Origin of the sequence: Pseudomonas sp. Leaf59 (genome assembly GCF_920984685.1) — a bacterium.
GTDB lineage: Bacteria > Pseudomonadota > Gammaproteobacteria > Pseudomonadales > Pseudomonadaceae > Aquipseudomonas.
Window position 1 is genome coordinate 85,280 of record NZ_CAKLBR010000018.1, and the last position, 22,961, is coordinate 108,240.

The 22,961-nt window shown below is 62.4% G+C and carries 18 protein-coding genes and 4 tRNA genes; 8 read left to right on the forward strand and 14 right to left on the reverse strand.

Going from position 1 to position 22,961, the window contains the following annotated elements:
• Positions 1 to 19 precede the first annotated feature (19 nt).
• The gene (locus tag LUB09_RS18435) at positions 20 to 637 is read right to left on the reverse strand and encodes a glutathione S-transferase family protein (RefSeq protein ID WP_209980688.1); all 618 of its coding nucleotides are present in this window, start codon (positions 635 to 637) and stop codon (positions 20 to 22) included.
• A 276-nt stretch (positions 638 to 913) separates the two neighbouring features.
• Between LUB09_RS18435 and LUB09_RS18440 the strand changes: the two genes are divergently transcribed.
• The 3 genes from LUB09_RS18440 (at position 914) to LUB09_RS18450 (ending at position 5,733) form a co-directional block, all read left to right on the forward strand.
• Positions 914 to 3,361 carry an acyl-CoA dehydrogenase gene (locus LUB09_RS18440; protein ID WP_231423304.1) on the forward strand — a complete coding sequence of 816 codons (2,448 nt, stop codon included), beginning with the start codon at positions 914 to 916 and terminating at the stop codon, positions 3,359 to 3,361.
• Positions 3,362 to 3,436: 75 nt separating this feature from the next.
• The gene (locus LUB09_RS18445) at positions 3,437 to 3,844 is read left to right on the forward strand and encodes a PA2817 family protein (RefSeq protein WP_003237131.1); all 408 of its coding nucleotides are present in this window, start codon (positions 3,437 to 3,439) and stop codon (positions 3,842 to 3,844) included.
• 149 nt (positions 3,845 to 3,993) lie between these two features.
• A complete protein-coding gene (locus tag LUB09_RS18450; protein WP_231423306.1) occupies positions 3,994 to 5,733 on the forward strand; it encodes a dipeptidase in 1,740 nt (579 codons plus the stop codon).
• 60 nt (positions 5,734 to 5,793) lie between these two features.
• On the opposite strand, the gene gltS is transcribed toward LUB09_RS18450, so the two are convergent.
• From gltS to LUB09_RS18475, 5 genes are all read right to left on the reverse strand, one after another.
• The gene (gene gltS, locus LUB09_RS18455; RefSeq protein WP_231423308.1) at positions 5,794 to 7,005 is read right to left on the reverse strand and encodes a sodium/glutamate symporter; all 1,212 of its coding nucleotides are present in this window, start codon (positions 7,003 to 7,005) and stop codon (positions 5,794 to 5,796) included.
• 237 nt (positions 7,006 to 7,242) lie between these two features.
• Positions 7,243 to 7,318: transfer RNA gene (locus tag LUB09_RS18460), tRNA-Gly, on the reverse strand.
• A 3-nt stretch (positions 7,319 to 7,321) separates the two neighbouring features.
• Positions 7,322 to 7,397: transfer RNA gene (locus tag LUB09_RS18465), tRNA-Glu, on the reverse strand.
• 105 nt (positions 7,398 to 7,502) lie between these two features.
• A tRNA-Gly gene (locus tag LUB09_RS18470) sits at positions 7,503 to 7,578 on the reverse strand.
• Between the two features lie 3 nt (positions 7,579 to 7,581).
• Positions 7,582 to 7,657 (reverse strand) — tRNA-Glu (locus LUB09_RS18475).
• A 372-nt stretch (positions 7,658 to 8,029) separates the two neighbouring features.
• Here LUB09_RS18475 and LUB09_RS18480 point away from each other — a divergent pair.
• Entirely contained in the window at positions 8,030 to 8,788 is a 759-nt protein-coding gene (locus tag LUB09_RS18480) for a hypothetical protein (RefSeq protein WP_231423310.1), read from the forward strand.
• Between the two features lie 363 nt (positions 8,789 to 9,151).
• Positions 9,152 to 9,964 carry an alpha/beta fold hydrolase gene (locus tag LUB09_RS18485; protein WP_231423312.1) on the forward strand — a complete coding sequence of 271 codons (813 nt, stop codon included), beginning with the start codon at positions 9,152 to 9,154 and terminating at the stop codon, positions 9,962 to 9,964.
• Positions 9,965 to 10,000: 36 nt separating this feature from the next.
• Here LUB09_RS18485 and LUB09_RS18490 read toward each other — a convergent pair whose 3' ends face one another.
• From LUB09_RS18490 to LUB09_RS18500, 3 genes are all read right to left on the reverse strand, one after another.
• Positions 10,001 to 11,968: a methyl-accepting chemotaxis protein gene (locus tag LUB09_RS18490; RefSeq protein ID WP_231423315.1), complete on the reverse strand. Its 1,968-nt coding sequence runs from the start codon at positions 11,966 to 11,968 to the stop codon at positions 10,001 to 10,003.
• A 113-nt stretch (positions 11,969 to 12,081) separates the two neighbouring features.
• Positions 12,082 to 13,494, reverse strand: coding sequence for an aminotransferase-like domain-containing protein (locus LUB09_RS18495; protein ID WP_231423316.1), 1,413 nt, complete (start codon positions 13,492 to 13,494; stop codon positions 12,082 to 12,084).
• A 201-nt stretch (positions 13,495 to 13,695) separates the two neighbouring features.
• Positions 13,696 to 14,457: an SDR family oxidoreductase gene (locus LUB09_RS18500; RefSeq protein ID WP_231423318.1), complete on the reverse strand. Its 762-nt coding sequence runs from the start codon at positions 14,455 to 14,457 to the stop codon at positions 13,696 to 13,698.
• A 228-nt stretch (positions 14,458 to 14,685) separates the two neighbouring features.
• Here LUB09_RS18500 and LUB09_RS18505 point away from each other — a divergent pair, with 228 nt between their 5' ends.
• Positions 14,686 to 15,693, forward strand: coding sequence for an NADP-dependent oxidoreductase (locus LUB09_RS18505; protein ID WP_231423319.1), 1,008 nt, complete (start codon positions 14,686 to 14,688; stop codon positions 15,691 to 15,693).
• A gap of 142 nt (positions 15,694 to 15,835) precedes the next feature.
• Here LUB09_RS18505 and pyrF read toward each other — a convergent pair whose 3' ends face one another.
• Complete coding sequence (gene pyrF, locus LUB09_RS18510; RefSeq protein ID WP_231423330.1) at positions 15,836 to 16,534, reverse strand: orotidine-5'-phosphate decarboxylase; 699 nt, start codon at positions 16,532 to 16,534, stop codon at positions 15,836 to 15,838.
• A gap of 248 nt (positions 16,535 to 16,782) precedes the next feature.
• On the opposite strand from pyrF, the gene LUB09_RS18515 reads away from it, so the two are divergent.
• On the forward strand, positions 16,783 to 17,544 hold the full coding sequence (locus LUB09_RS18515) for a response regulator (protein WP_209980668.1): 762 nt from the start codon (positions 16,783 to 16,785) through the stop codon (positions 17,542 to 17,544).
• The gene (locus LUB09_RS18520; RefSeq protein WP_209980666.1) at positions 17,544 to 18,581 is read left to right on the forward strand and encodes a sensor histidine kinase; all 1,038 of its coding nucleotides are present in this window, start codon (positions 17,544 to 17,546) and stop codon (positions 18,579 to 18,581) included. Before LUB09_RS18515 ends, LUB09_RS18520 begins: the two co-directional genes overlap by 1 nt.
• A 635-nt stretch (positions 18,582 to 19,216) precedes the next feature.
• Here LUB09_RS18520 and LUB09_RS18525 read toward each other — a convergent pair.
• From LUB09_RS18525 to LUB09_RS18540, 4 genes are all read right to left on the reverse strand, one after another.
• Positions 19,217 to 20,269, reverse strand: coding sequence for an AI-2E family transporter (locus LUB09_RS18525; protein WP_209980664.1), 1,053 nt, complete (start codon positions 20,267 to 20,269; stop codon positions 19,217 to 19,219).
• Positions 20,270 to 20,341: 72 nt separating this feature from the next.
• Complete coding sequence (locus LUB09_RS18530) at positions 20,342 to 21,160, reverse strand: DUF4892 domain-containing protein (RefSeq protein ID WP_209980662.1); 819 nt, start codon at positions 21,158 to 21,160, stop codon at positions 20,342 to 20,344.
• Between the two features lie 102 nt (positions 21,161 to 21,262).
• Positions 21,263 to 22,117 (reverse strand): alpha/beta hydrolase, encoded by an 855-nt coding sequence (locus LUB09_RS18535; RefSeq protein ID WP_231423320.1) that lies wholly within the window; start codon positions 22,115 to 22,117, stop codon positions 21,263 to 21,265.
• Positions 22,114 to 22,917 carry an alpha/beta fold hydrolase gene (locus tag LUB09_RS18540; protein ID WP_209980656.1) on the reverse strand — a complete coding sequence of 268 codons (804 nt, stop codon included), beginning with the start codon at positions 22,915 to 22,917 and terminating at the stop codon, positions 22,114 to 22,116. The genes LUB09_RS18535 and LUB09_RS18540 overlap by 4 nt, the downstream gene beginning before the upstream one ends.
• Positions 22,918 to 22,961 lie beyond the last annotated feature (44 nt).

Below are 22,961 nucleotides of genomic sequence, written 5' to 3' on the forward strand. Positions count from 1 at the left end.
AGCGCATTAATAGTGGGTATTAAGTCAACGCAGTCATCACTGCCTTGCGGAAGGCCGGGCGCTGTTGCAGGCGCTGGTACCAGGCCTCCAGGTGCGGCATGGCCGGGCGCTCGATGGGCATTTCGAACCAGGCGTAGATGAAGCAGCCGAGGGGAATATCGCCCATGCCGAACGCGTTGCCGGACAGATAAGGTTGCCCGGCGAGCGCTTGCTCAACGGTGTGGAGCGCATCGATACAGGCCTCGCGCCCGGCATTGATGCTGTCCGGGTTTCGTTTTTCCGGCGCAGTGCGCACGATGCCCCAGAACACCGCTTTGAACGGATCGGCCAGGGTCGAGGTGGTCCAGTCCATCCATTTTTCCGCGTTGGCGCGGGCTTGCAGGTCAGCCGGGTAAAATTCCGACGCGTGTTTGGCGCAGAGGTAGCGCACGATGGTGTTGGATTCCCACAGCACAAAGTCGCCGTCTTCGATCATCGGCACCCGGCCGTTGGGGTTCAATGCCCGGTATTGCGGCGTGTCGACGACCCCGAATGCCCCGCCTGCATCAATCGCCTCGTAGTCCAGGCCGAGTTCCTCGGCGCACCACAGCGCTTTCCTGACGTTTGACGAATTTTTACGACCCCAGATCTTCAGCATGACCGCTCCCTGATTGGGTGAATGGACAACATGTTGTAATAGAAACCGCAGCATACGACGCCTGGGTCGTAAAACGGTACTGCATGACTGCCAGGTCAGATAAGTCCGCACGAGTTCCGGTACGTTTTCATACGAACTCCCCCCGCACCGGACGGTCACTACCCAGTAAGCGACTGGAACTGTATTGAACACGTGGTAACACCTTGATCACCCCGCTTGCTCGCATGCCGACTAAGCTCCCTGGTGGTTCGCCCCTGGTTTCACGGAGGATTGAATATGCTGTTGTTGTGGATACTGGTGCTGGTGGTCGGCATTGCCTACCTGGCACACCGCCGCGTCGCCCCGCTGCCCGCCCTGGGCGTGGTTGCCGTTTACCTGCTGGCGATGGGCGCCTGGAGCCACGCACCGGGTTGGCTGCTGCTGATCTTGTGGGTGTTGATCGCTCTGGTGGCCGCGCCCCTGCTGCTGCCCGACCTGCGCCGGCAATACTTCACGAAGCCGCTGTTCAGCTGGTTCCAGAAAGTTTTGCCGCCGATGTCCGAAACCGAGCGTGACGCCATCGACGCCGGCACGGTGTGGTGGGACGGCGAACTGTTCAGCGGCCGCCCCGACTGGGACAAGTTGCTGGCCTACCCCAAGGTAAAACTGACCGAAGAAGAACAGGCGTTTATCGACGGCCCCACCGAAGAACTCTGCGCCATGGTCAGCGACTGGGAAATCGGCCAGGCCATGGACCTGCCGCCCGCCGCCTGGGAGCACATCAAGACCCACGGTTTCTTCGCGCTGATCATTCCCAAGGAGTACGGCGGCAAGGGCTTTTCCGCCTACGCCCACTCCCAGGTGGCGATGAAACTCGCCACCCGCAGCGGCGACCTCGCGTCCACGGTGATGGTGCCCAACTCCCTGGGCCCGGCCGAACTGCTGCTGCACTACGGCACTGACGAACAACGCAACCACTACCTGCCACGCCTGGCGCGCGGCGATGACATCCCGTGCTTCGCCCTCACCGGCCCGCTGGCCGGCTCCGATGCGGGCGCCATGCCCGACACCGGGGTGATCTGCAAAGGTGAATGGGAGGGCAAGGAGACCCTCGGCCTGCGCCTGAACTGGGAGAAACGCTACATTACCCTCGGCCCGGTGGCGACCCTGCTGGGCCTGGCCTTCAAGGCCCATGACCCGGATCACCTGCTGGGCGAGGAAGAAGACCTCGGCATCAGCCTCGCGCTGATTCCCACCGACACCCCGGGCGTGGAGATCGGCCGTCGCCACCTGCCACTGGGCGCTGCGTTCATGAACGGGCCCAACTCGGGCAAGGACGTGTTCATTCCCCTGGAATACCTCATCGGTGGTCAGGAGATGCTCGGCAAGGGCTGGATGATGCTGATGAACTGCCTGTCGGTGGGCCGCTCGATCTCATTGCCGGCCGTCGGCACCGGTGCCGCCAAGTTCACCAGTCTGGTCACTGGCCAGTACGCCCAGGTGCGCGAACAGTTCAATGTACCGCTGTCGGCATTCGAAGGTATTCAGGAGTCCCTGGCACGTATCGGCGGTAACGCCTGGCTGATGGACAGCGCGCGGATGCTCACCGCCAACGCCGTCGACCTGGGGGAAAAGCCCTCGGTGCTGTCGGCGATCCTCAAGTACCACCTGACCGAACGTGGCCGCGAGTGCATCACCCACGCCATGGACGTGCACGGCGGCAAGGGCATCATCATGGGCCCCAACAACTACCTGGGCCGCAGCTGGCAGGGCGCGCCGATTTTCATCACGGTGGAAGGCGCCAACATCCTCTCGCGCAACCTGATGATCTTCGGCCAGGGCGCGATTCGCTGCCACCCGTTCGTGCTCAAGGAAATGGCGCTGGCCGGGCGTGAAGACCGTGACCAGGCCCTCAAGGAGTTCGACGGCCTGCTGATGCAGCACATCGGTTTTGCCGTCAGCAACGCCGCCAGCACCCTGGTGCTGAACCTGGGCCTTGGCCACTTCGAGAAAGCCCCGGGCAACCGCCTGAGCCAGGGTTATTTCCGCGCCTTGAACCGGCAGGCGGCGGCCTTCGCATTGCTTGCCGACTTGAGCATGATGCTGCTCGGTGGCGAGCTCAAACGCCGCGAACGCCTGTCGGCGCGCCTGGGCGATGTGCTGAGCCATATGTACCTGGCCTCGGCGGCGCTCAAGCGTTACCACGACCTGGATTCACCGGATCACCTGGAGCCCTTGTTTGCCTGGGCCATGGAAGAAAGCCTCGGCGAGTCGGAGCGTGCGCTGGATGAACTGCTGAGCAACTTCCCGAACAAGGTGCTGGGCTGCCTGTTGCGAGTGATCGTGTTCCCGTTCGGACGGCGCCACACCGGGCCATCTGATGCACTGGATGCAGAAGTGGCAGCAGTGATTGGCCGCGCCAAGGGCGACCCGACGCTTGAAGAGCTTCTTGCAGGCTGCTACCGCCCGCAATCGGCGCAGGATCCAGTCGGCGCCCTGCAGCATGCCTACGACCTGCTCGGCGCCAGCCATCCGCTGCAAAAGAAACTGCACAGCGCGTTGAAAAGTGGCCAGGTCAAACCGACTGCCGGCGAACACGCCATCGACGCCGCCCTGCAAGCGGGCGTGCTGCAACCGGCCGAAGCGCAGACCCTGCGCGACGCCGAAGCGGCGCGACGCAAGGTGATCGACGTGGATGATTTCAGCAAGGAAGAGCTGACCCAGGCTGAAGGCAAGGTCCGCTGATACCTGCGGTCATATAATTACGGGCGCTTGAGCTATATACTCTCGCGCCCGTTTTTGCTTTAGAGGACTTATCGCGTGTCCAACGTCGTTGCCGATCATCTCGTCTTGCTCGACCACCTGCGCAGCATCCTGGTTGCCGTTGGCGAAGCCGAACAAGTGCCCGAGGAAAGCCACACCCTGTTTCTGGAGCGCTTCGACGAACTGCGCGCCCTGCTGCCGATCGACCCGATCGAAAGCCAGTACCTGGGCCAGGACCTCATGAGCCAGGTCATCCTGCGCTACCCGCAAATCGCCCACCTCGTGCCACGCGACCTGCTGTGGTTCTTCGGCGGCGACTGTCTGCACTTCATGCCCGACGAAGAACTGGACCTGTACCAGGCGCTGGAAGAACGCCGTCATGAAGCCGAGCTGAATGATGAACCGTTCGACTGGAACCAGGAAAAGCAGCTGCTGGCCATGCCGGACGACCAGAGCAAGCACTGATTGTCGCAAGTCTGATAAATCCGATGTGGGAGCAAAAACCTCCCGCACTTTTGAGCGCACGCTGCGCCTGAGTGATGGTAATGTGTGGAAATGTTTCTGACAGATCGGTCAGAAACGTCTCCAGTACCTGCAAAGGAATGCGACTCTCCATGCACTTTCCACTCAAGCAACTGGCCGTAGCGACCCTCCTGGCCGCCAGCCTTTCGAGCGTCACCCCCTCCGCTTTTGCCAACATCACTCCCGAGCAAAGTGCCGCGATCCTGAAAAATTTCAGCGAAACGCCGGCCACTGATTTCCGCAGTTTCCTCGGTGCTCTGCATAAAGATGACCTGGGCAAGACTATTGACACAGGTCCGGCGATCAACGCGTTTCTCGACAACAAAACCCTCACCGCCGACCAACAAAACGAAATCCACCGCCTGCTCGGCATTTACACCCGTGCGAAATACGGCAAGGCCGCTCTCGAAACCCTGCGCGAGCTGGTAGAGATTCCAACCTTCAACGTCGACGGTCTGCCGCAGTACAAAAACCCCGAATTTCTCAAGATCGCCGACAGGATCCAGACGCTGGCCAAGTCGTTCAACCTCACCTTCCGCAACGTTGACAACCGGGTGTACGAGATCTCCCTGGAAGGCAGTGGCGATGAGCTGGTGGGCATCCATGCCCACGCCGATGTGGTCCCGGTGACGCCGGAGAATTGGGTGCTCAAGGACGGCACCCGGCTTGACCCGTTCAAGGTCACGCTGATCGGTGACCGCATGTACGGTCGTGGTACCGAGGATGACAAGAACGGCATCGTGGTGGCGATGTACGCGATGAAAGTGATCAAGGAAGAAAAACTGCCGCTGGCGCGCACCTTCAAGTTGCTGGTGGACACCACTGAAGAAACCGCCGGAGATGCCATCCCCTACTACTTCGCGCGTAACCCGGTGCCGCAATACAACCTGGCACTGGACGGCGGCTACCCGGTGGTGATTGCCGAGAAAGGCTCGGGCACCGTCATGGCCACGTTCCCGGTGCGCAAGGGCGAAGGCAGCGGCGCAGAAATCATCTCCATGACCGGCGGCAAGGCCACCAACCAGATTCCGTCAGCGTCGGTGGCCACGCTGATCAGCGATAAACCTGCAGAACTGGCCGCCGCCCTGCAGCAGGCCGGCACTCAATACGCCGAGCGCAACGGCGGTGATTTCCAGGTAAGCGCCAAGGTCGACGGCAAGGACGTCAAGCTCACCGTCACGGGCGTGTCTGCCCATTCCTCGGCGCCGCAATCCGGGGTCAATCCGGTGGCGCGCATGCTGGAGTTGATCCACAGCGTCGACGGCAAGATCGCGCTCAAGCACAACCACATCACCGACGCCGCGCGGTACGCAGCCGACAACTGGGGCCTGGATTACCTGGGTGGCAAGCTGGGGGTGGGCTTTTCCGATGCGTTCATGGGGCCGCTGACCACCTCGCTGACCTTCGTCAGCCAGGACGACAAGGCTTTCAAGCTGGCGGTGAATCTGCGCGCGCCGAAAGGCAAATCACCGGAAGCGCTCAAGGCGCAGATCGAGCAGAAGTTGAACGCCTGGAACGCGCATGCCAAGGTCAACGTGAGTTTCACCTGCTCGCTCAACACGCCGATGTACCGCAACCCCGAAGGTGAATGGGTGAAGGCCCTGCTGGCGGTGTCCACCGAAAACCTCGGCATGGCGCACACGTTCGGCACCTCTGCCGGCGCCACGTCCGTGCACGATCTGCCCAATGGTGTGCAATTTGGTCTGGCGCGCCCGGAAACCAAGTACACCGGGCACACCGACGGCGAATTCAAGACCGTCGAGCAGTTCCTGCTGGACCTGCAGATCGTGACTGAAATGATGGGCCGCATAGGTCAGTTGCCAAAACTCTGACAAATAAAAACGCCGATCAATCCTGATCGGCGTTTTTGTCAGCGACGTAGTGTGCCCCCCTCACCCGCCCGCGCCCAGGAACGGCAGCGCCAGATACAGCTTGATCACCACCGCGTTGGTGATGTCGATGAAAAACGCGCCCACCATCGGCACTACCAGAAAGGCGATCTGCGAGGGCCCGAAGCGTTGAGTCACGGCCTGCATATTGGCAATCGCAGTGGGCGTGGCGCCCAGGCCGAACCCGCAGTGCCCCGCCGCCAATACCGCCGCATCGTAATTGCTGCCCATCACGCGGAAGGTCACGAATATCGCGAACAGCGCCATCAACAGCGCCTGAACCGCCAGCAGAATCACAATCGGCAAGGCCAGGGCAGCCAGGTCCCACAGCTTGAGCGACATCAAGGCAATCGCCAGGAACAACGACAGGCTGACATTGCCCAGCAGCGACACCTCACGTTCGAACACCTGGTGCCAACCCAGCGCCGACAGGCCGTTGCGCAACACCACGCCCACGAACAGCACACAGACGAAGGTTGGCAACTCGAACGCCGTGCCCTGGATCAACCCGCTGAGGAAAGTACCCACCTGCAGGCTTATCGCCAACAGCGCCAGGGTCTCGATAAACGAGGACGAGGTAATCATGCGTTCGCGATGGGGTTGTTCAAAGCCCTTGGGCAGGCGCGGCAACGCCTGCTCGACGCCAGGCACCTGGACCCGCTTGATCAGCAGTCTCGCCACCGGCCCACCGATCAAGCCGCCCAGTACCAGGCCAAAGGTCGCCGACGCCATCGCCAGCTCGGAGGCCGAGGCCACGCCGTACTTGTCGCTGAACACCGCGCTCCAGGCCGCACCTGTGCCGTGTCCACCGGACAGGGTGATGGAGCCAGCCAGCAAACCCATCAGTGGGTCGAGCCCGAGCACCTTGGCCAGCGCGATGCCCATGGCATTTTGCAGCACCAGCAGGCCCGTCACCACCAACAGGAAAATGCCGAGTATGCGCCCACCTGTCTTCAGGCTGGCGAAGTCCGCATTCAGGCCAATGGTGGCGAAAAACGCCAGCATCAAAGGCGCTTGCAGCGATGCATCGAAGCGAACTTCAACACCCGCCATTAAACGCAACACCACCAATAGCGCGGCCACCAGTAACCCGCCGGCCACCGGCTCGGGAATGCTGTAGGTGCGTAAAAAACCGATGCGAGCCACCAGCCAGCGCCCCAGCAATAGCACCAGGGAGGCAGCGACCAGAGTCGAATAAAAGTCGAGTTGAAACATCCGGGCAGTTCTCTGAAGTGAACGGGGAGAATGGGGCGGTCAGAGTAGACACACAGCCCCCCGGGCACAGCTACCCGAAGCGAAGTACAGAACGTTCTTACGCACTTCACAAAAAACCCTACACGCAGGGTAAGTTTTTCGCTCTCCAGCCCACCCAAGCAGAGGTTGGTATGCATGGGATCAAAAAACGCACAAACAAAAACGCCGATCATCTCTGATCGGCGTTTTCGTTGAATATGGAGCGGGAAACGAGACTCGAACTCGCGACCCCGACCTTGGCAAGGTCGTGCTCTACCAACTGAGCTATTCCCGCAAATGGCGTCCCCTAGGGGACTCGAACCCCTGTTACCGCCGTGAAAGGGCGGTGTCCTAGGCCACTAGACGAAGGGGACACGCTACTGAAACACATGGTGTGTATTTCAGTGCCCAGAGGCCGCATCCGAAGACGTGGTCCTGGTTTCACTCAGTGCCGCCCGAGAGCAACACTGCTTAAAAACTGGAGCGGGAAACGAGACTCGAACTCGCGACCCCGACCTTGGCAAGGTCGTGCTCTACCAACTGAGCTATTCCCGCATATGGCGTCCCCTAGGGGACTCGAACCCCTGTTACCGCCGTGAAAGGGCGGTGTCCTAGGCCACTAGACGAAGGGGACACACGTACAACATTCACTCCCTACCGCGTTTCGCTGTGTGCTTTACGCTGTAAGTGGCGCGCATTCTATGGATGGATTGAAAGGTCGTCAACCCCCAAGGATAAATTTATTTAAATCAATGACTTCCCCCGTGTTTACGCGCCTGCACGGGCGTTGCGCCGCCCCGCAACCCGGCGCCTATATTCTGGCGCCCGACAAGGCGCTATAGTTCGCTCCAACAGATGATGGCAATGTGCGCCCATTCATCGAGCGCTATACCTATATAGAAGAAGGTACCTGGGCAACCGGTCGAACAGTCCTATCCGCCGGACGGCCCAGTCACTACACTCCACAGCAAACCCCTATTAAGAGGTCACGCCGGTGACACCACTCATGATCACCCTGCTGGTAGTAGTCGGGATCGTAATATTGATCGCCATTGGCTACATGAACCACGTGGTGGAAAACAACAAGCTGGAAAAGAAACGCACTGAGATCGAACTCAACGACCGGTTGCGTCGCTGCGGCGAAATCACCGAGACCTTCCCCGGCCAGTTGATGACCCCGGCGCTCAAGCTGTTGCTCACCCGCCTGGAGCTCAACGTCAACCAGCGCCTGCTCAACCTCAACAGGTCCAGCGCGGCACTCAAGGCGCGGATCAGCGAACTCGATGCACTGATCGCCCAGGGCGAATCAATCCCGGTCGCCAACCCGCCCGCGCCGATCCAGACCGAAGCCAAGGCCAAGGACGTGCGCTTCCTCCTCGAAGCCTTGCACGGCCAAGTCACCCGCGCAGCTCAGGATGGGTTCCTGCCGGCCAACGAAGCCAAGCACTGGATCCGCGAAATTCGTCACCTCCTGGTGCTGCTGCATATCGAGTTCTTCAACAACCTCGGCCAGCACGCATTGCTGCAAGGCCAACCCGGCCAGGCACGCCTGGCCTTCGAGCGCGGCGTGCAATACCTGCGCAAACAACCGGAACCGGCGCTCTACAGCACCCAACTGAAAATGCTCGAATCCCAACTGGCCCGCGCCAACTCCACCGTCCTGACCAACAGCCAGCCCGCCGAAGACGAAGTCAACGAACTGACCGAAGGCCTGAAAGTCGACGACGCCGACGCAGCGTGGAAGAAGAAGGCAATCTACGACTGATCCGCTATTGCTCTTGATCTCAGGCGCCCCGTCAACCACGCTGGCCGAACGCAGGCTTGAATCCGTGGCTAAGCGAGGTGCCGAGAGGTGGGGCAAGAGCCTTTGGCTACTTTTGCCTGGGCCGGCATTCCGGCGCTTTCCAAAAGTGACCCGCCTTAAGGGCGGAACCAATGTCCGCCGTTACCGCAGCAACGGAGATATACACAATAGGCCGCCATCGGCAGCAAGCCCCCTCCCACATTCGACCGTGCCCCACAAAATCTCCCCGTAAAAGCCCGCGCAGTGCCATCACTTTGCACCTATCCCCCCGCCCCCGACTAGCGTAAAAAAGTCCCCTAACTCCCGCCAGCCCGAGGCCCCCACATGCCTGTCGCCATAATTGATGGACAACCCCTCCACTACCTCGACCAGGGTGCCGGCCCAGTCGTCCTGCTGGGCTCAAGCTACCTCTGGGACTACACCATGTGGGCACCCCAGATCGAAGCCCTGTCGCAGCAATATCGCGTCATCGTCCCCGAACTATGGGGCCACGGCGAATCAGGCACGCTGCCCCCGCAAACCCAGTCCCTCGACGACCTGGCTCGCCAGACCCTGGCCCTGCTGGACCAGCTGGAAATCTCCCAGGTCAACCTCGTCGGCCTGTCGGTCGGCGGCATGTGGGGCGCACGCCTCGCATTGCGGGCCCCGGAGCGCATCAATAGCGTGGTGCTGATGGACACCTACCTCGGTGCCGAACCGGAAGCCACCCGCCAGTACTATTTCTCATTGTTCAAGATGATCGAAGACGCCGGCGCCATTCCCGAGCCATTGCTGGATGTGGTCGCGCCGATCTTCTTTCGTGCCGATATCGACCGCGAATCCGCGCTCTACCAGGGTTTTCGCAGCGCCTTGCAGGCTTTCCCCAGAGAGCGCCTGGTACACAGCATCGTGCCCCTGGGCCGCCTGATCTTCAGCCGTGACGACATCCTGCAACAGCTGCCGCGCCTGGATGCAGATACCACGCTGGTGATGTGCGGCGAGCAAGACAAACCGCGCCCACCGGCCGAGTCCGCCGAAATGGCCGAGCTGATCGGCTGCGCCCTGACGCTGATCCCCGATGCCGGGCATATTTCGAGTCGGGAGAACCCGGATTTCGTCAATGAAGCGCTGCTGACGTTCCTCGCCAACCACGCCTGACTGCCCTCCCTCTTTAATCGCCGTGCTGCGCGGCGATCAAAGGCGGAAGTGCCCTACCATGCCCTTGAGTTCGGCCCCCAACTGCGCCAGCTGGATGCTCGACGCAGCGTTGCCCTGCATGCTCAATGCCGACTGATCGGCACTCGCCCGGATGCTGGTGACGCTGCGGTTGATCTCTTCGGCCACCGAGCTTTGCTCCTCGGCGGCAGCGGCAATCTGCTGGTTCATCTGCTGGATCAAGGACACGGCCGTCGCGATACTGCCCAGGGCACTTTCGGTTTCCAGCGCGTCACTCACCGCCAGCTTCACCAGTTCGCCACTCTGCTGGATCTGCTGCACCGACGACTGCGCCGCATTGCGCAGGGTACTCACCAGCCGCTCGATTTCTTCCGTCGATTGCTGGGTCCGTTTGGCCAACGCTCGCACCTCGTCGGCCACCACCGCAAAACCCCGCCCCTGCTCACCGGCGCGGGCGGCTTCGATGGCTGCGTTCAGGGCCAGCAGGTTGGTCTGCTCGGCCACGCTCTTGATCACGCTCAGAACCGTGCCGATGTGCTGGATCTCGGCACTGAGGCTTTCGATACTGGCGCTGGCACTGGTGCTGGAGGTGGCGAGCAATTCAATGCGCTGCAGACTCAGGCGTACCACCTGCTGGCCGCTGTCGACCTTCTCATCCGCGGTCTGCGCGGCTTGCGCAGCCTCTTCGGCATTGCGCGCCACGTCGTGCACGGTGGCGGTCATCTGGTTCATCGCCGTGGCGACCTGCTCGGTTTCTTCCTTCTGGCTGCTGACTTCGATGTTGGTCTGTTCGGTAACGCTGGACAACGACTGCGCCGAACTGGCCAATTGCTCGATGCCGGCTTGTAGCCCGCTGACCATCTGGCTCAGGCCATTACCCATCTGCTGCATCGCCTGCATCAACTGGCCGATTTCATCGCGGCGGCTGACCTCCATGCGGCCGGTCAGGTCGCCGGCCGCAATCTGTCTGGCCACTGCGATCACGCTGCGCAGCGGCGCGACGATCAAACGGGTAATCAGCCACGCTGCCATCAGCCCCACCAGCAATGCCAGCGCAGACGAGCCGATGATCAGCAGCGTGCTTTTGACCAACTGCGCCTGCATCGACTGGTCTTCGGCGTCATACGCCTGGTTGACCCGGCTGACCACCTGATCGGCGCGCTCATGCAATTGTTTGTAGACCCCTTTTTCCTGGGCCAGCAGGTCGGTGTATTCACCGAGCTTTTCGCTGAACGCGGCGATATGCCCGGAGACCTCATTGAGTACAGTCTGATAGCCGGCGTCCTTGACCGACGTTTTCAACTGCTCGACCTGGGCCAGCGCCTGCTCGGCCTGTTCGATCTTGCCCTGCTCGGCGTCCTCGGCATCCGCGCGGCGGCTCTGGTCCAAACGCAGCCGGGCTTCGTTCATCGCCTGCAGCATCAAGCGCGATACCTGACTGATCTGCCCCGCCTGCTGAATCAGCTCGGCGCCTTCGCGGCCCTGACTCTCCTTGAGGCCTTCGGCGCCATCGTCCGCCAGGCCCGACTGCAACACGTCGAGGTTATTGGCCACGCTGGACACCGACCAACTGGCCATTTCCAGCGCCAGGTCCTTGGTCTGGGTCAGTTCGACAAACTCGTCGAATGCCTTGCGGTAGGCGCCGAGGGCCTGCTCGACATCGGTCATCACCGGCCCATTGGCCGCCGACTGCACCTTGAGACTGGCCGCCAGCGCGGCCAGTGCATCGACACGTTCATGCAGGGCATCCACCGCTTTGGGGTCGGCGTGCAGCGCGTAGTCCTGCTCGATCAAACGCACCTTGAGCAAGCCGTCGTTGAGTGACGACATACGCTTGAGCCCATCGAAACGCTGGCCAACGGCGTGCAGGGACCACACGCCAATCGCAGCCACCAGCGCCGTCAGCAGCAATACCAGCGCAAAACCCAAGCCCAGCTTCTTCGCCATACCGAGGTTGGCGAAACGTCGTTGCACGCCCGAAATCATTGCACTTGCCCCTCCAGCAATGGCGGATGCCACACGCCCGGTTTATCAGCAGCGAGATTGGCAACCACAGGGCCCTGAACACAAGTCATTGACGCCACAATAATGGCAAAAAGCTACGTACTGGTCGTTTTCAGAATGGTCGAGGTCGATCTGGCCGGCCCCATCGCGCGGAATAACGCCAGCGCGCGCTGATCACCCGCATGGGCCACATTGATGCGCAGCCAATCGCTGGACTCACCCGCCGGATTGAACAGCGCGCCTGGCGTCAACAGCACACCCAACTGCCGGGCGCAGGCCTGCACCCGCGAGGGGTCGCCCAACCCTGGCCGCGCCCATAAAAACATGCCGCCAGCGGGCACGGTGAACACTTGCCATTCCTCGTCTTCCAGCACTTGCAGGGTGGCGGCCATCTGCGCGTTCAAGCGCTTGCGCAAGCGTTGCGCCCACTTTCGGTAAGTGCCGTTGGCCAGCAACGTCGTCACGACGGCTTCGGCGAAACGCGAGGTGCCGATGCCGGTCAGCGTCTTGAGGTGAGCCAGTTGCGCAATGAGCGAGGCGCCCGCGCTCAGATAGCCCACGCGCAAGGCGCTGCTCAGGGTCTTGGAAAAGCTCGATACATAGATGACGCGATCAGCATGGGGCAGTGCCGCCAGCCGTGTGCAACTGGCATGTTGCAGGTCACCGTAGACGTCCTCCTCGATAATCAGGAAGTCGTTGCGGCGCGCAAGTGCCAGCAAGCGCTCGGCCACATCGCGGCTCAGGCTGGACCCGGTGGGGTTGTGATAGAGGCTGCTGGTGAACAGGCACTTGGGCCGATGACGTTGCAGCAGCGCTTCCAGCGCAGGAATATCCGGGCCGGAACAGGTGCGGGGTACCTCCAGCCGCGTGACGCCGTGAAACGCCAATTGACGGTAAAGGTTGCCATAGCCCGGCGTCTCGACCACCACCGCATCCCCGGCCTTGAGCAGCGTGCGGATGAGCAGGTCCTGGGCATGGCTGGCACCGTGGGTGGTGAGAATGCACTCCAGGTTGCTGCTCACCTGAATCTGGTTCAGGCGCTTGAGCAATTGCTCGCGCAACGCCGGCAACCCCAGGGGCGTGCTGTAGTTGAACAGGCCGGCGGTATCGGTACGGCTGACTTCGCGGATCGCATAACTGAGGTCATCACTTTCGCGCCAGTCGTCCGGCAACCAGCCGCAGCCCAGTTTCAGCTCCCCCAGGGGGCTGTCGGTGAAGGCCCCCCACTCGCGTTCCGCACCTTCATGCCACGCAGGTTCGTAAAATACCGGCGGCGGCGCCACCACAAACCCGGAGCCTTTGCTGGAGGCCAGCAGCCCCTGAGCCACCAGCCGCTCAAGCGCCTCGACCACGTTGGACTGGCTGAGCAGGTTATCGAGGGCCAATTGCCGAATGGAGGGCAGACGCGTGCCGGGGCTGACTCCATTACTGCGGATCCACTCGGCCACCGCGCTGACGATTTGCTGCACCACCGGTACAAGGGCTTGTCGATCGATCCCTAAATCCATGAGCCACTCACTTGAACTGTCAGTTATTCAACCCGAGCAGTTAAGCACAGAAGCCCCTTCAGGCCCTTTTTGAATTCTTATTAAAGTATTGATTTTATTGAATTATTTACCTGATGACACACATTCGAAGCGGCGTTCGTCCGTTCTGGAAACGCCCCACAACCACCCCCGGCGTTTTCGAATGGCCGGCGGGATCACGTCCTAGATCGCCGTCGCGCCACCGTCCACCGCCAAGGCCTGCCCCGTGGTAAAGGCCGCGCCATCACTGCACAGGTACAACACGGCGCTGGCAATTTCCTCGACCTTGCCGATGCGCCCCACCGGGTGCATGGCTGCGGCAAACTCGGCTTTGCGTGGGTCGGCTTCCCACGCACGGCGGAACATGTCGGTGTCGATCACCGCCGGGCACACCGCGTTGACGCGGATTTTCTTTTTCGCGTACTCAATCGCCGCCGACTTCGTCAGGCCGATCACCGCATGCTTGGAGGCCGCATAAATGCTCATCTTCGGCGCCGCGCCCAGCCCGGCCACCGACGCGGTATTGACGATCGCCCCGCCGCCCTGGGCCAGCAGCAGCGGCAATTGGTGCTTCATGCACAGCCACACGCCCTTGACGTTGACCCCCATGATGGCATCGAACTCGTCCAGGCTACCGTCCGCCAGCTTGCCCTTCTCGATTTCGATGCCGGCATTATTGAACGCGTAATCCAGCCGGCCATAGGCGGCGATGGTGCGCGCCATCAACTGCTGCACATCCTCTTCGAGGGTAACGTTGCAGCGCACAAACACCGCGTCACCACCGGCCTGACGAATCAGCGTGACCGTACCCTCGCCGCCCGCCACATCCAGATCAGCGACCACCACCTGCAAACCCTCGGCGGCAAACGCCAGCGCGGTGGCGCGGCCGATACCGGCGGCGGCGCCGGTCACCAGGGCGACCTGGCCGGAAAATGTCATGCTCATGGCAAAGATCCTGTGGGAGAGATAACTGTAGGCCGAGTCTAGCCAAGGCCAGACCTGGCGCGTCAGCACTATCAAAAGCCCGGTTGTGGCTGCATGGATCGCAGTGATAAGTGCAACGGCAGCACTATCATTCCGGTCTATCGGCGAGCATTCGCACGTCGGGCAAACACTTGCATTCACGCCACCGCAGGTCTATCACTCGGGGTTCATTTCTCAAGAGTCCCTGCCATGACTGACCAGACCAACCGCCAGTTCCTGCTCGCCAAACGCCCGGTCGGCGCGGCCACGCGTGACACCTTCACCTATCAGGAAGTCCCGGTGGGGACGCCTGGCGACGGGCAGGTGCTGGTACACAACGAATACCTGTCCCTGGACCCGGCAATGCGTGGCTGGATGAACGAGGGCAAGTCCTACATTCCGCCGGTCGGCATTGGTGAAGTGATGCGCGCGTTGGGCGTGGGCAAGGTGATTGCCTCGAACAACCCGACATTTGCCGTCGGCGATTACGTGAACGGCGCGCTGGGTGTGCAGGACTACTTCGTCGGCGAGCCACGTGGCTTCTATAAGGTCGATCCGACCCTGGCACCATTGCCGCGCTACCTGTCGGCCCTGGGCATGACCGGCATGACCGCTTACTTCGCGCTGCTGGACACCGGCGCACCCAAGGCCGGCGAAACCGTGGTGATCTCGGGCGCCGCTGGCGCAGTAGGCAGCATTGCCGGGCAGATCGCCAAGCTCAAGGGCTGCCGTGTGGTCGGCATCGCCGGTGGCGCCGACAAGTGCAGGTTCCTGGTGGATGAGCTGGGTTTCGACGCGGCCATCGATTACAAAAGCGAAGACGTGCCCGCCGCCCTCAAGCGCGAGTGCCCCAAAGGCGTGGACGTGTATTTCGATAATGTCGGCGGCGATATTCTCGATGCCGTCCTCAGCCGTCTGGCGCTGAAAGCGCGGGTGGTGATTTGCGGCGCCATCAGCCAGTACAACAACAAGGAAGCGGTGAAAGGCCCGGCCAACTACCTGTCATTGCTGGTCAATCGCGCGCGCATGGAAGGCTTCGTGGTGATGGACCATGCCGCCAACTTCGCCGCCGCCGGGCAGGAAATGGCCGGTTGGATGGCTCAGGGCAAGCTCAAGAGCAAGGAGGATATCGTCGAGGGGCTGGAGACATTCCCCGAGACGTTGATGAAGCTGTTCAATGGCGAGAACTTCGGCAAGCTGGTGCTCAAGGTCAGCTGAGGCACTCTCTCTGAGACCTGAGTACACCTGTGGGAGGGGGCTTGCGCCCGATAGCGGTGGATCAGTCGATGCCTGTGTCGACTGTCACACTGCAATCGGGAGCAAGCCCCCTCCCACATTTTTTCTGTGTTTGCCCTGAGTATCAGGCTATTTCAGCGACGACCGCTGCCAGCGCCTTGGCCGGATCGGCGGCCTGGCTGATCGGACGGCCGATTACCAGGTAGTCCGAGCCCGCGTCCAGGGCCTGGCGCGGAGTGAGGATGCGCCGCTGGTCGTCTTGCGCGCTGCCCGCCGGACGAATCCCTGGCGTCACCAATTGCAGCGACGGGTGCGCCGTCTTCAGCGCCTGGGCTTCCAGGGCCGAACAGACCAAACCGTCGAGCCCGGCTTTTTGCGCCAGGGCCGCCAGGCGCAGCACTTGCTCCTGGGGCTCGATATCCAGGCCGATGCCGGCCAGGTCTTCACGCTCCATGCTGGTGAGGACGGTCACGCCGATCAACAACGGTTTGGCGCCGCTGCGCTGCTCCAGCACTTCACGGCAGGCGCTCATCATGCGCAGACCGCCGGAGCAGTGCACATTGACCATCCACACGCCCATCTCGGCCGCCGCCTTGACCGCCATGGCGGTGGTGTTGGGAATGTCGTGGAATTTAAGGTCGAGGAACACCTCGAAACCCTTGTCGCACAGGGTACCGACGATGTCTGCCGCACAACTGGTGAACAGTTCCTTGCCGACCTTGACCCGGCAAAGCCTGGGGTCCAACTGGTCGGCCAGCTGCAGTGCGGCTTCACGGGTAGGGTAATCCAGGGCGACGATGATAGGCGTCTGGCAGACGGACATTGGCATGGGCTCTCAGGCAAGTCGAAATCGGCGCGGATTGTAGCGCAAGCGGCGCCGTTGCGGGATCCGGTGATCGGTAAATACCGACGGTACTGGCTTTTCTGCATTTGTGTCGGCGCCGATACATTCACGACATGCCCTCAACACGCCCCGGCGCTAGCCTCGCGCCCACGACCGAGCGTCCAGCACTTCCAGCCATGGGGCTGGGCGCCTATGCTGAGCGTATCCACCAGGCAGATGACCGCACTATGCAGACCCCCTCCGCCATAAACGACGCGCCCAAAGACGCGGTAATTGCCGACGACAAGCGCTGGAATACCCGTGCCCTGATTGTCGATGATGATGTGCCGATCCGCGAACTGCTGATCGATTACCTGGCGCGCTTCAATATTCTCGCCACTGGCGTCAATGACGGCGCCGCGATGCGCGTGGCCATGCAGGCCGGCACCTTCGATGTGGTGGTGCTCGACCTGATGCTGCCGGGCGAGGACGGCCTGTCGCTGTGCCGCTGGCTGCGCGCCGAGTCGGACATCCCGATCCTGATGCTGACCGCACGCTGCGAGCCCACCGACCGCATCATCGGCCTGGAGCTGGGCGCCGACGATTACATGTCCAAGCCATTCGAGCCTCGCGAGTTGGTGGCGCGCATCCAGACCATCCTGCGCCGGGTGCGCGATGACCGCACCGAGCAGCGCGCGAATATTCGCTTCGACAACTGGCGCCTCAACAGCGTCCTGCGCCAGTTGGTGGCCGACGACGGCCTGGTGGTGCCGCTGTCCAATGCCGAGTTCCGCCTGCTGTGGGTGTTCATCGAGCGTCCGCGTCGCGTACTCAGTCGCGAGCAATTGCTGGACGCTGCGCGCGGTCGCTCCATCGAAGCCTTCGACCGCAGCATCGACCTGCTGGTGTCGCGCCTGCGCCAGAAACTGGGCGACGATCCAAAAGCGCCGCAGTTGATCAAGACCGTGCGCGGTGAAGGCTACCTGTTCGACGCACGGGATATCGGCTGATGCGCAACGCCTTCAACACGCTGTTCGGGCGGCTGTTCGGGGTGCTGCTGGTGGCAATTGTGCTGGCCCACGGGCTGACGATTTTCTGGTTTCACCACTATGGCCCGCCCCCGCCGCCCACCGGCGACCTGTATGTGCAGATGGCCGATGGCAGTTTCACGCCCGTGCACCAGAAGCGCCAACGCCCGTGGTTTGGCGGCCCGGTCGTGCCGCTGACGTTTCAGGTCATCACGTTGATCATCGCCGCATGGTACGGCGCCAAACTGCTGAGCCGGCCGATCCAGCGCCTGAGCGAAGCGGCCGAGCGCCTGAGCCTGGACCTCGACAGCCCGCCGCTCAACGAGTCCGGCCCCCGCGAGGCACGACAGGCGGCCTCGACCTTCAACCTCATGCAACGGCGCATTCGCGAGCAGGTGAGCCAGCGCGCGCGCATGCTCGGCGCCGTGTCCCATGACCTGCGCACGCCGCTGTCGCGCCTCAAGCTGCGCCTGGAACAGATCGAAGACACCCGCCTGCAAGGCCAGATGCGCCAGGACCTGGACGACATGATCGGCATGCTCGACGCCACCCTGAGTTACCTGCACGAACAGCGCACCAGCGAAACCCGGCACTGGCTCGATGTGCAGGCGCTGGTGGAGTCACTGAGCGAAAACGCCCAGGACCAGGGTTGCGACGTGCAATACGCGGGTTCATGCACGCCGCTGCAGGTACAACCGATGGCCCTGCGTTCGGGCCTCAACAACCTGATCGACAACGCGCTGCGCTACGCCGGCGGCGCACGCGTGGAACTGACGGACAGCCGCGAGGCCCTGATGATTCGTGTCATCGACCACGGCCCGGGGATCGCGGCGGATCAGCGCGAGGCCGTGTTCGAGCCGTTCTTTCGCCTGGAAGGCTCGCGCAACCGCAACTCCGGCGGCGTCGGCCTGGGCATGACGATTGCCAGGGAAGCGGTCGAACGCCTCGGCGGCCGCCTGAGCCTGGAGGAAACCCCGGGAGGTGGGTTGACGGCGGTGATGTGGCTGCCTCGGGCTTGAATCCTGATAGGAAGGTGGCGCAGCAAACGGGAGCCTCTGCGGCAGGCCGCTCTGTTGTGGCGAACGGGCTTGCCCTAATGCCAGTCAGTTAAGCGCAGCTCCCCTGTGCAAGCGGCGGTGCGACGATTCGACTTGCCCGCGAAAGCGGTGTGTCTTCAACATCAATGTTTGCTGGGCCGACGCCATCGGGAGCAAGCCCCCTCCCACATTTTGTACAGCGTTCGCAAACCATTCCGGTCGGCTCTCAGGCCGCCGCGCTTTTGATCTTGATCTTAGGCACACCGAGCCTGGGCGAGGTGCCGAGTGTTGGGGCAAGAGCGTTTTGCTTACTTTTGCGCTTTTCAAAAGTGAGCCGCCGTAAGGGCGGAACCCTAAGTCGCCGTTACCGCACAAACCGATATATACACCGAAAAGTCGCACCGCTCATTGCTTCGAGCATCACGCTGGCTTAACTGAACGGCATTAGGGCTAGCCCCGCGTTGGGGTGCGCGGCGCCCCCCCATCAAGGTAAACGCGCTGTACCTGACACTGCGCAGAGCATGGTTTTGGGGCTGCTGCGCACCCCAGCGCGGGGCAAGCTCGCTCGCCACAACAAACTCGCTCACGGCGCCCCACCCACAGTGTAATTTGCAGACTTATGTTTCCCGCCGCTCCTGGGCCTGGCTCGCGCTCCAGTCCATCAGCAGGCTGTACGCCACTGCCAGCAAGGTAGGGCCGATGAACAGGCCGATAAAGCCAAAGGCGATGAGGCCGCCGAACACGCCAAGCAGCACGATCACCAACGGCAGGTTGCCGCCGCGGCTGATCAGGTAGGGTTTGAGCACGTTATCCACGCCGCTGATGATGAACGTGCCCCAGATGCCGAGGAATATCGCGTGGCTGTAGTCGCCTTTCCACGCCAGCCATGCCGTAGCCGGGATCCACACCAGCGGCGGACCCATGGGAATCAGGCTGAGCAGGAAGGTGACGATGCCCAGTACCAGCGCGCCGGGCACGCCGGCGATCAGGAAGCCGATCAGCGCCAGCAGCGCCTGGGCGGCGGCCGTGCCGATCACGCCATTGACCACCCGTTGCACGGTGCCGGCCACCAGTTCGATGTAGTAGCCGGCCCGCTCACCGATCAGGCGTTCCAGCAGACGGTGGGCGAACATCGCCAGGCGTGGCCCGTCGCGGTAGAAAAAGAACACGAAGACCAGGCTCAAGGTCAGTTCGAGAATGCCGCCGCCAATTTGCGCACTGCGCGCCAGCAGCCAGTTGCCCACCTGGCCAAGGTACGGCTTGATGCTGATCATCAGCGCGGCCCCCTGCTCGTCGATGCTGTCCCACATGCCCACCAGCCGCTCGCCCACCAGCGGGATAGAACCCAGCCAGGTGGGCGCTTCGGGCAGGCCATCGACCTGGATATCCTTGATCAATACCGTGGCATCGCGCACATGGTCGGCCAGGTTGAAGCCCAGCCACACCAGCGGCAGCGCCACCAACAGCATCCAGCCCAGGGTCAGGATGCCGGCGGCCAGCGACTCGCGCCCGCCCAGCGCACGGGTCAGCAGACGCATCAGCGGCCAACTGGCAAAAGCCAGCACCGCGCCCCAGAAGAGCGCCGACCAGAACGGCGCCATCACCCAGAAGCTGGCACCAAACAGCACCAGCAGCAGGATTTGCACCAGCAGGCGATCATTATTGGGCATGGAAAATCTCGAAAGGAAGGTCTCAGGAACATAGCTTAGGCGAACGGCACGGGTCCGTTCGCCCGGGGACGCTCAGCGTATCAGATGCAGGTGCAAGCCTTTAGTGTCACCGCTGCCGGTTTCCAGGCGGGCTGCGCGTACGCCGCTGCCAACCAGCGCCTGGCGCCAGGCCTCGGCCGAAGCGCCGCTCAAGCTGATGCGCAAGTTGGTGTCGAGGTTAAGTGCTCGGGAAATCAGCGTCAGCCAGGTGGCATCCGGCTCGGCGGCCAACGCGGGAAAGTCCAGTTCGCCGGTGCTTTTCAACTCACGCAGCAGTGTTGCGGAGGTGGGCAGCAGCGTACCCAGCGGCGTGGCGGAATCGAGTTGCTCGACGTGGAGATAGGCGCGGCGATTGCCTCGCGTGATGCCATACAGCGCCACCAGGGAATTGTCCTGCGGGGCTGCCAGGCGCAACAGCAGGTATTCCTGCTGACCGTCGGCGCCCACCAGCTTGGCGTTGCCGAACACTTCATTGGCCCACAGGCTGCTCTCGCCGCAGTCACGGGCCTGGCACCAGAACAGCAATTGCGCGCCGTTGGCCTGCAACGCTTCGCGCGTGGCGGTAAACGCGGCGCTCGATGTGTGTTCGGCGGGCAGTTCATAGGTGATGGCCGTGGCTTGTCCACGGGCGGTGGCCTGGCCCTCGGAACGCAATTGGCCGCTGATCCTGCGGATCGCGCCCATGGGGTAGATGCGCTCTTTCTCTTCAGCCGGGCGGTAATCGACGATCTGCGCGTCGACCTGACGGGCGACGGCAGGCAGATCCTGACTGCCCGGTACATCGGCGGCGAATACCAGCGGGCTGAACATACCCAGCCCCAGAACACGGAAACATCGTTTACCCAGGCTCATCGGATCGGTGAGCCTGGGCCAGTGCAAGCAGGCGTTATGTTTGGATTGTTCATGGTTGACTCCCTTTCAATCCGCCCAGCCTCGGCAGTTGACCGCACCAAGTCAAGGCGCGGAGAAGAACCGATTGAAACAGTCTGCAACAAGAACCGCGCCGGGCTCATCATTCAGGTGTAAATGATGGCCGCCCGGCAGCGTGGTCGCCGAGAAAGGCAGCTGGGAAAGCAATTCGGGATGTTTCGCCAGCATGCCCTCTGCCGCCACGATCAACTGCGCAGGGCAAGCCACGCGACGTACGAACGCCATCGCCTGCTCGTCGGTCAGGCGCATCGGCGAAGCCAGGGTCAGGCGGCTGTCGGTGCGCCAGGTGTAACCGCCAGGCACCGGCATCAGGCCCCGCTGGGCCAGCAATTCGGCGGCTTCGCGGCTGACGGCCACCAGGCCTTTCATGCGCGCCTCAACCGCACGGTCCAGGGTGGTGTAGACCGGTTTGCGCTTGTCCTGCAGGCTCAGTTGCGCCTGCAATGCCACGCCCAGGCGCTCGGCGGCATGCTCGCCGCCGGCAGTTGGCGGGATCACGCCGTCGATCAAGCCCAGGTGCGTGACCCGTTCCGGCAAAGCCCCGGCCAGGGCGGTGGACACGACGGCGCCGAGGGAGTGGCCAAGTAATGCAAAACGTTTCCAGCCCAGTTGTTCGGCCACCTGCAGCACATCGAACACGTAATCCCACAAGGCATAACCGGCGCCCGTCGGGCGATGCGCCGAGTGACCATGGCCGGCCATATCAATGGCGACGATGCGCAAGCCCGTGAGTTTCGGCGCCAGACGCGCAAAGCTGTTGGCGTTGTCCAGCCAGCCATGCAGGGCGATCACCGGCAAGCCGTCCTCGGGGCCGAACAGATGGGCGGCCAATTCGATATGCGGCAGGCTCAGACGTACTTCTTCGACGGGCGTGCTCATGCGCAACTGCGCTCACGGTTTTCCCAGCGGGCGAACAGGGTTTTGATCAAGGCAGCGGTGTCCTGTGGGTGTTCGAGGGGGAACATATGGCCACCAGGCACGGTGAGCGTTTCGCCCATGGGCAGGCGGTCGACGCCGCTGGCATGGTGACGCATCACCACCCGACTCTGGCGGCCACGCACCATCGCCAACGGCACCCGCAATTGACGCACCTGTCCCGGGCTGGTGTGGGGCACGCCGCGGTAGATGCTGATTTCGGTGGCCGGGTCGAAGCGCAGCCGCAGGCGATCGCCCACCGGGTACAGGCCATGCTGCAGATAAGCCTCGAAGCAGTCCGGGTCGAACCCGCGAAACAGCGTCTTGGTTGCAAAGTAACTGCGCGCAGCAGCCAGGTCGGTAAATTCTTCGCGGCGACCCAGAGTGCGCCCGGCTGGCGTGAGACGGTCGATAAAGCCAAAACGCTTGGCCGCGCGGATCACCCAGCGGTCGGCACGCGTGAGTACCGGCGAGTCGAGCATCACCACCCCGCGATACAGCTGCGGGCAGCGCATGGCCGCATGCAGATGCAGCACGCCACCCAGTGAATGGCCCACGCCCCACACCGGTTGGGGTTGCTGCTCAACATGATGGATCAACTCATCCACCAGATTCTGCCAGTTGTCATCCACCGGGAACCTGGGATCGTGACCGTGCTGGGGCAAGTGAGCCACTTCGTATTCCGGCGCCAGGCCGGCAAACAACTTGCCATAGGTGGCCGACGGGAAACCATTGGCGTGGGCAAAAAACACGTGCTGCGACATACCGAACCCTCTGCACAGACAGTGGAGCGATTGTCCCCATGCCT

Coding starts and splice junctions, on each gene's coding strand:
- LUB09_RS18450 (WP_231423306.1), top strand. CDS start 3,994: ATGCACTTTCCACTCAAGCAACTGGCCGTAGCGACCCTCCTGGCCGCC.
- LUB09_RS18540 (WP_209980656.1), bottom strand. CDS start 22,917: ATGTCGCAGCACGTGTTTTTTGCCCACGCCAATGGTTTCCCGTCGGCC.
- LUB09_RS18485 (WP_231423312.1), top strand. CDS start 9,152: ATGCCTGTCGCCATAATTGATGGACAACCCCTCCACTACCTCGACCAG.
- LUB09_RS18500 (WP_231423318.1), bottom strand. CDS start 14,457: ATGAGCATGACATTTTCCGGCCAGGTCGCCCTGGTGACCGGCGCCGCC.
- pyrF (WP_231423330.1), bottom strand. CDS start 16,534: ATGTCCGTCTGCCAGACGCCTATCATCGTCGCCCTGGATTACCCTACC.
- LUB09_RS18535 (WP_231423320.1), bottom strand. CDS start 22,117: ATGAGCACGCCCGTCGAAGAAGTACGTCTGAGCCTGCCGCATATCGAA.
- LUB09_RS18530 (WP_209980662.1), bottom strand. CDS start 21,160: ATGAGCCTGGGTAAACGATGTTTCCGTGTTCTGGGGCTGGGTATGTTC.
- LUB09_RS18505 (WP_231423319.1), top strand. CDS start 14,686: ATGACTGACCAGACCAACCGCCAGTTCCTGCTCGCCAAACGCCCGGTC.
- gltS (WP_231423308.1), bottom strand. CDS start 7,005: ATGTTTCAACTCGACTTTTATTCGACTCTGGTCGCTGCCTCCCTGGTG.
- LUB09_RS18490 (WP_231423315.1), bottom strand. CDS start 11,968: ATGATTTCGGGCGTGCAACGACGTTTCGCCAACCTCGGTATGGCGAAG.
- LUB09_RS18495 (WP_231423316.1), bottom strand. CDS start 13,494: ATGGATTTAGGGATCGATCGACAAGCCCTTGTACCGGTGGTGCAGCAA.
- LUB09_RS18435 (WP_209980688.1), bottom strand. CDS start 637: ATGCTGAAGATCTGGGGTCGTAAAAATTCGTCAAACGTCAGGAAAGCG.
- LUB09_RS18525 (WP_209980664.1), bottom strand. CDS start 20,269: ATGCCCAATAATGATCGCCTGCTGGTGCAAATCCTGCTGCTGGTGCTG.
- LUB09_RS18515 (WP_209980668.1), top strand. CDS start 16,783: ATGCAGACCCCCTCCGCCATAAACGACGCGCCCAAAGACGCGGTAATT.
- LUB09_RS18440 (WP_231423304.1), top strand. CDS start 914: ATGCTGTTGTTGTGGATACTGGTGCTGGTGGTCGGCATTGCCTACCTG.
- LUB09_RS18520 (WP_209980666.1), top strand. CDS start 17,544: ATGCGCAACGCCTTCAACACGCTGTTCGGGCGGCTGTTCGGGGTGCTG.
- LUB09_RS18480 (WP_231423310.1), top strand. CDS start 8,030: ATGATCACCCTGCTGGTAGTAGTCGGGATCGTAATATTGATCGCCATT.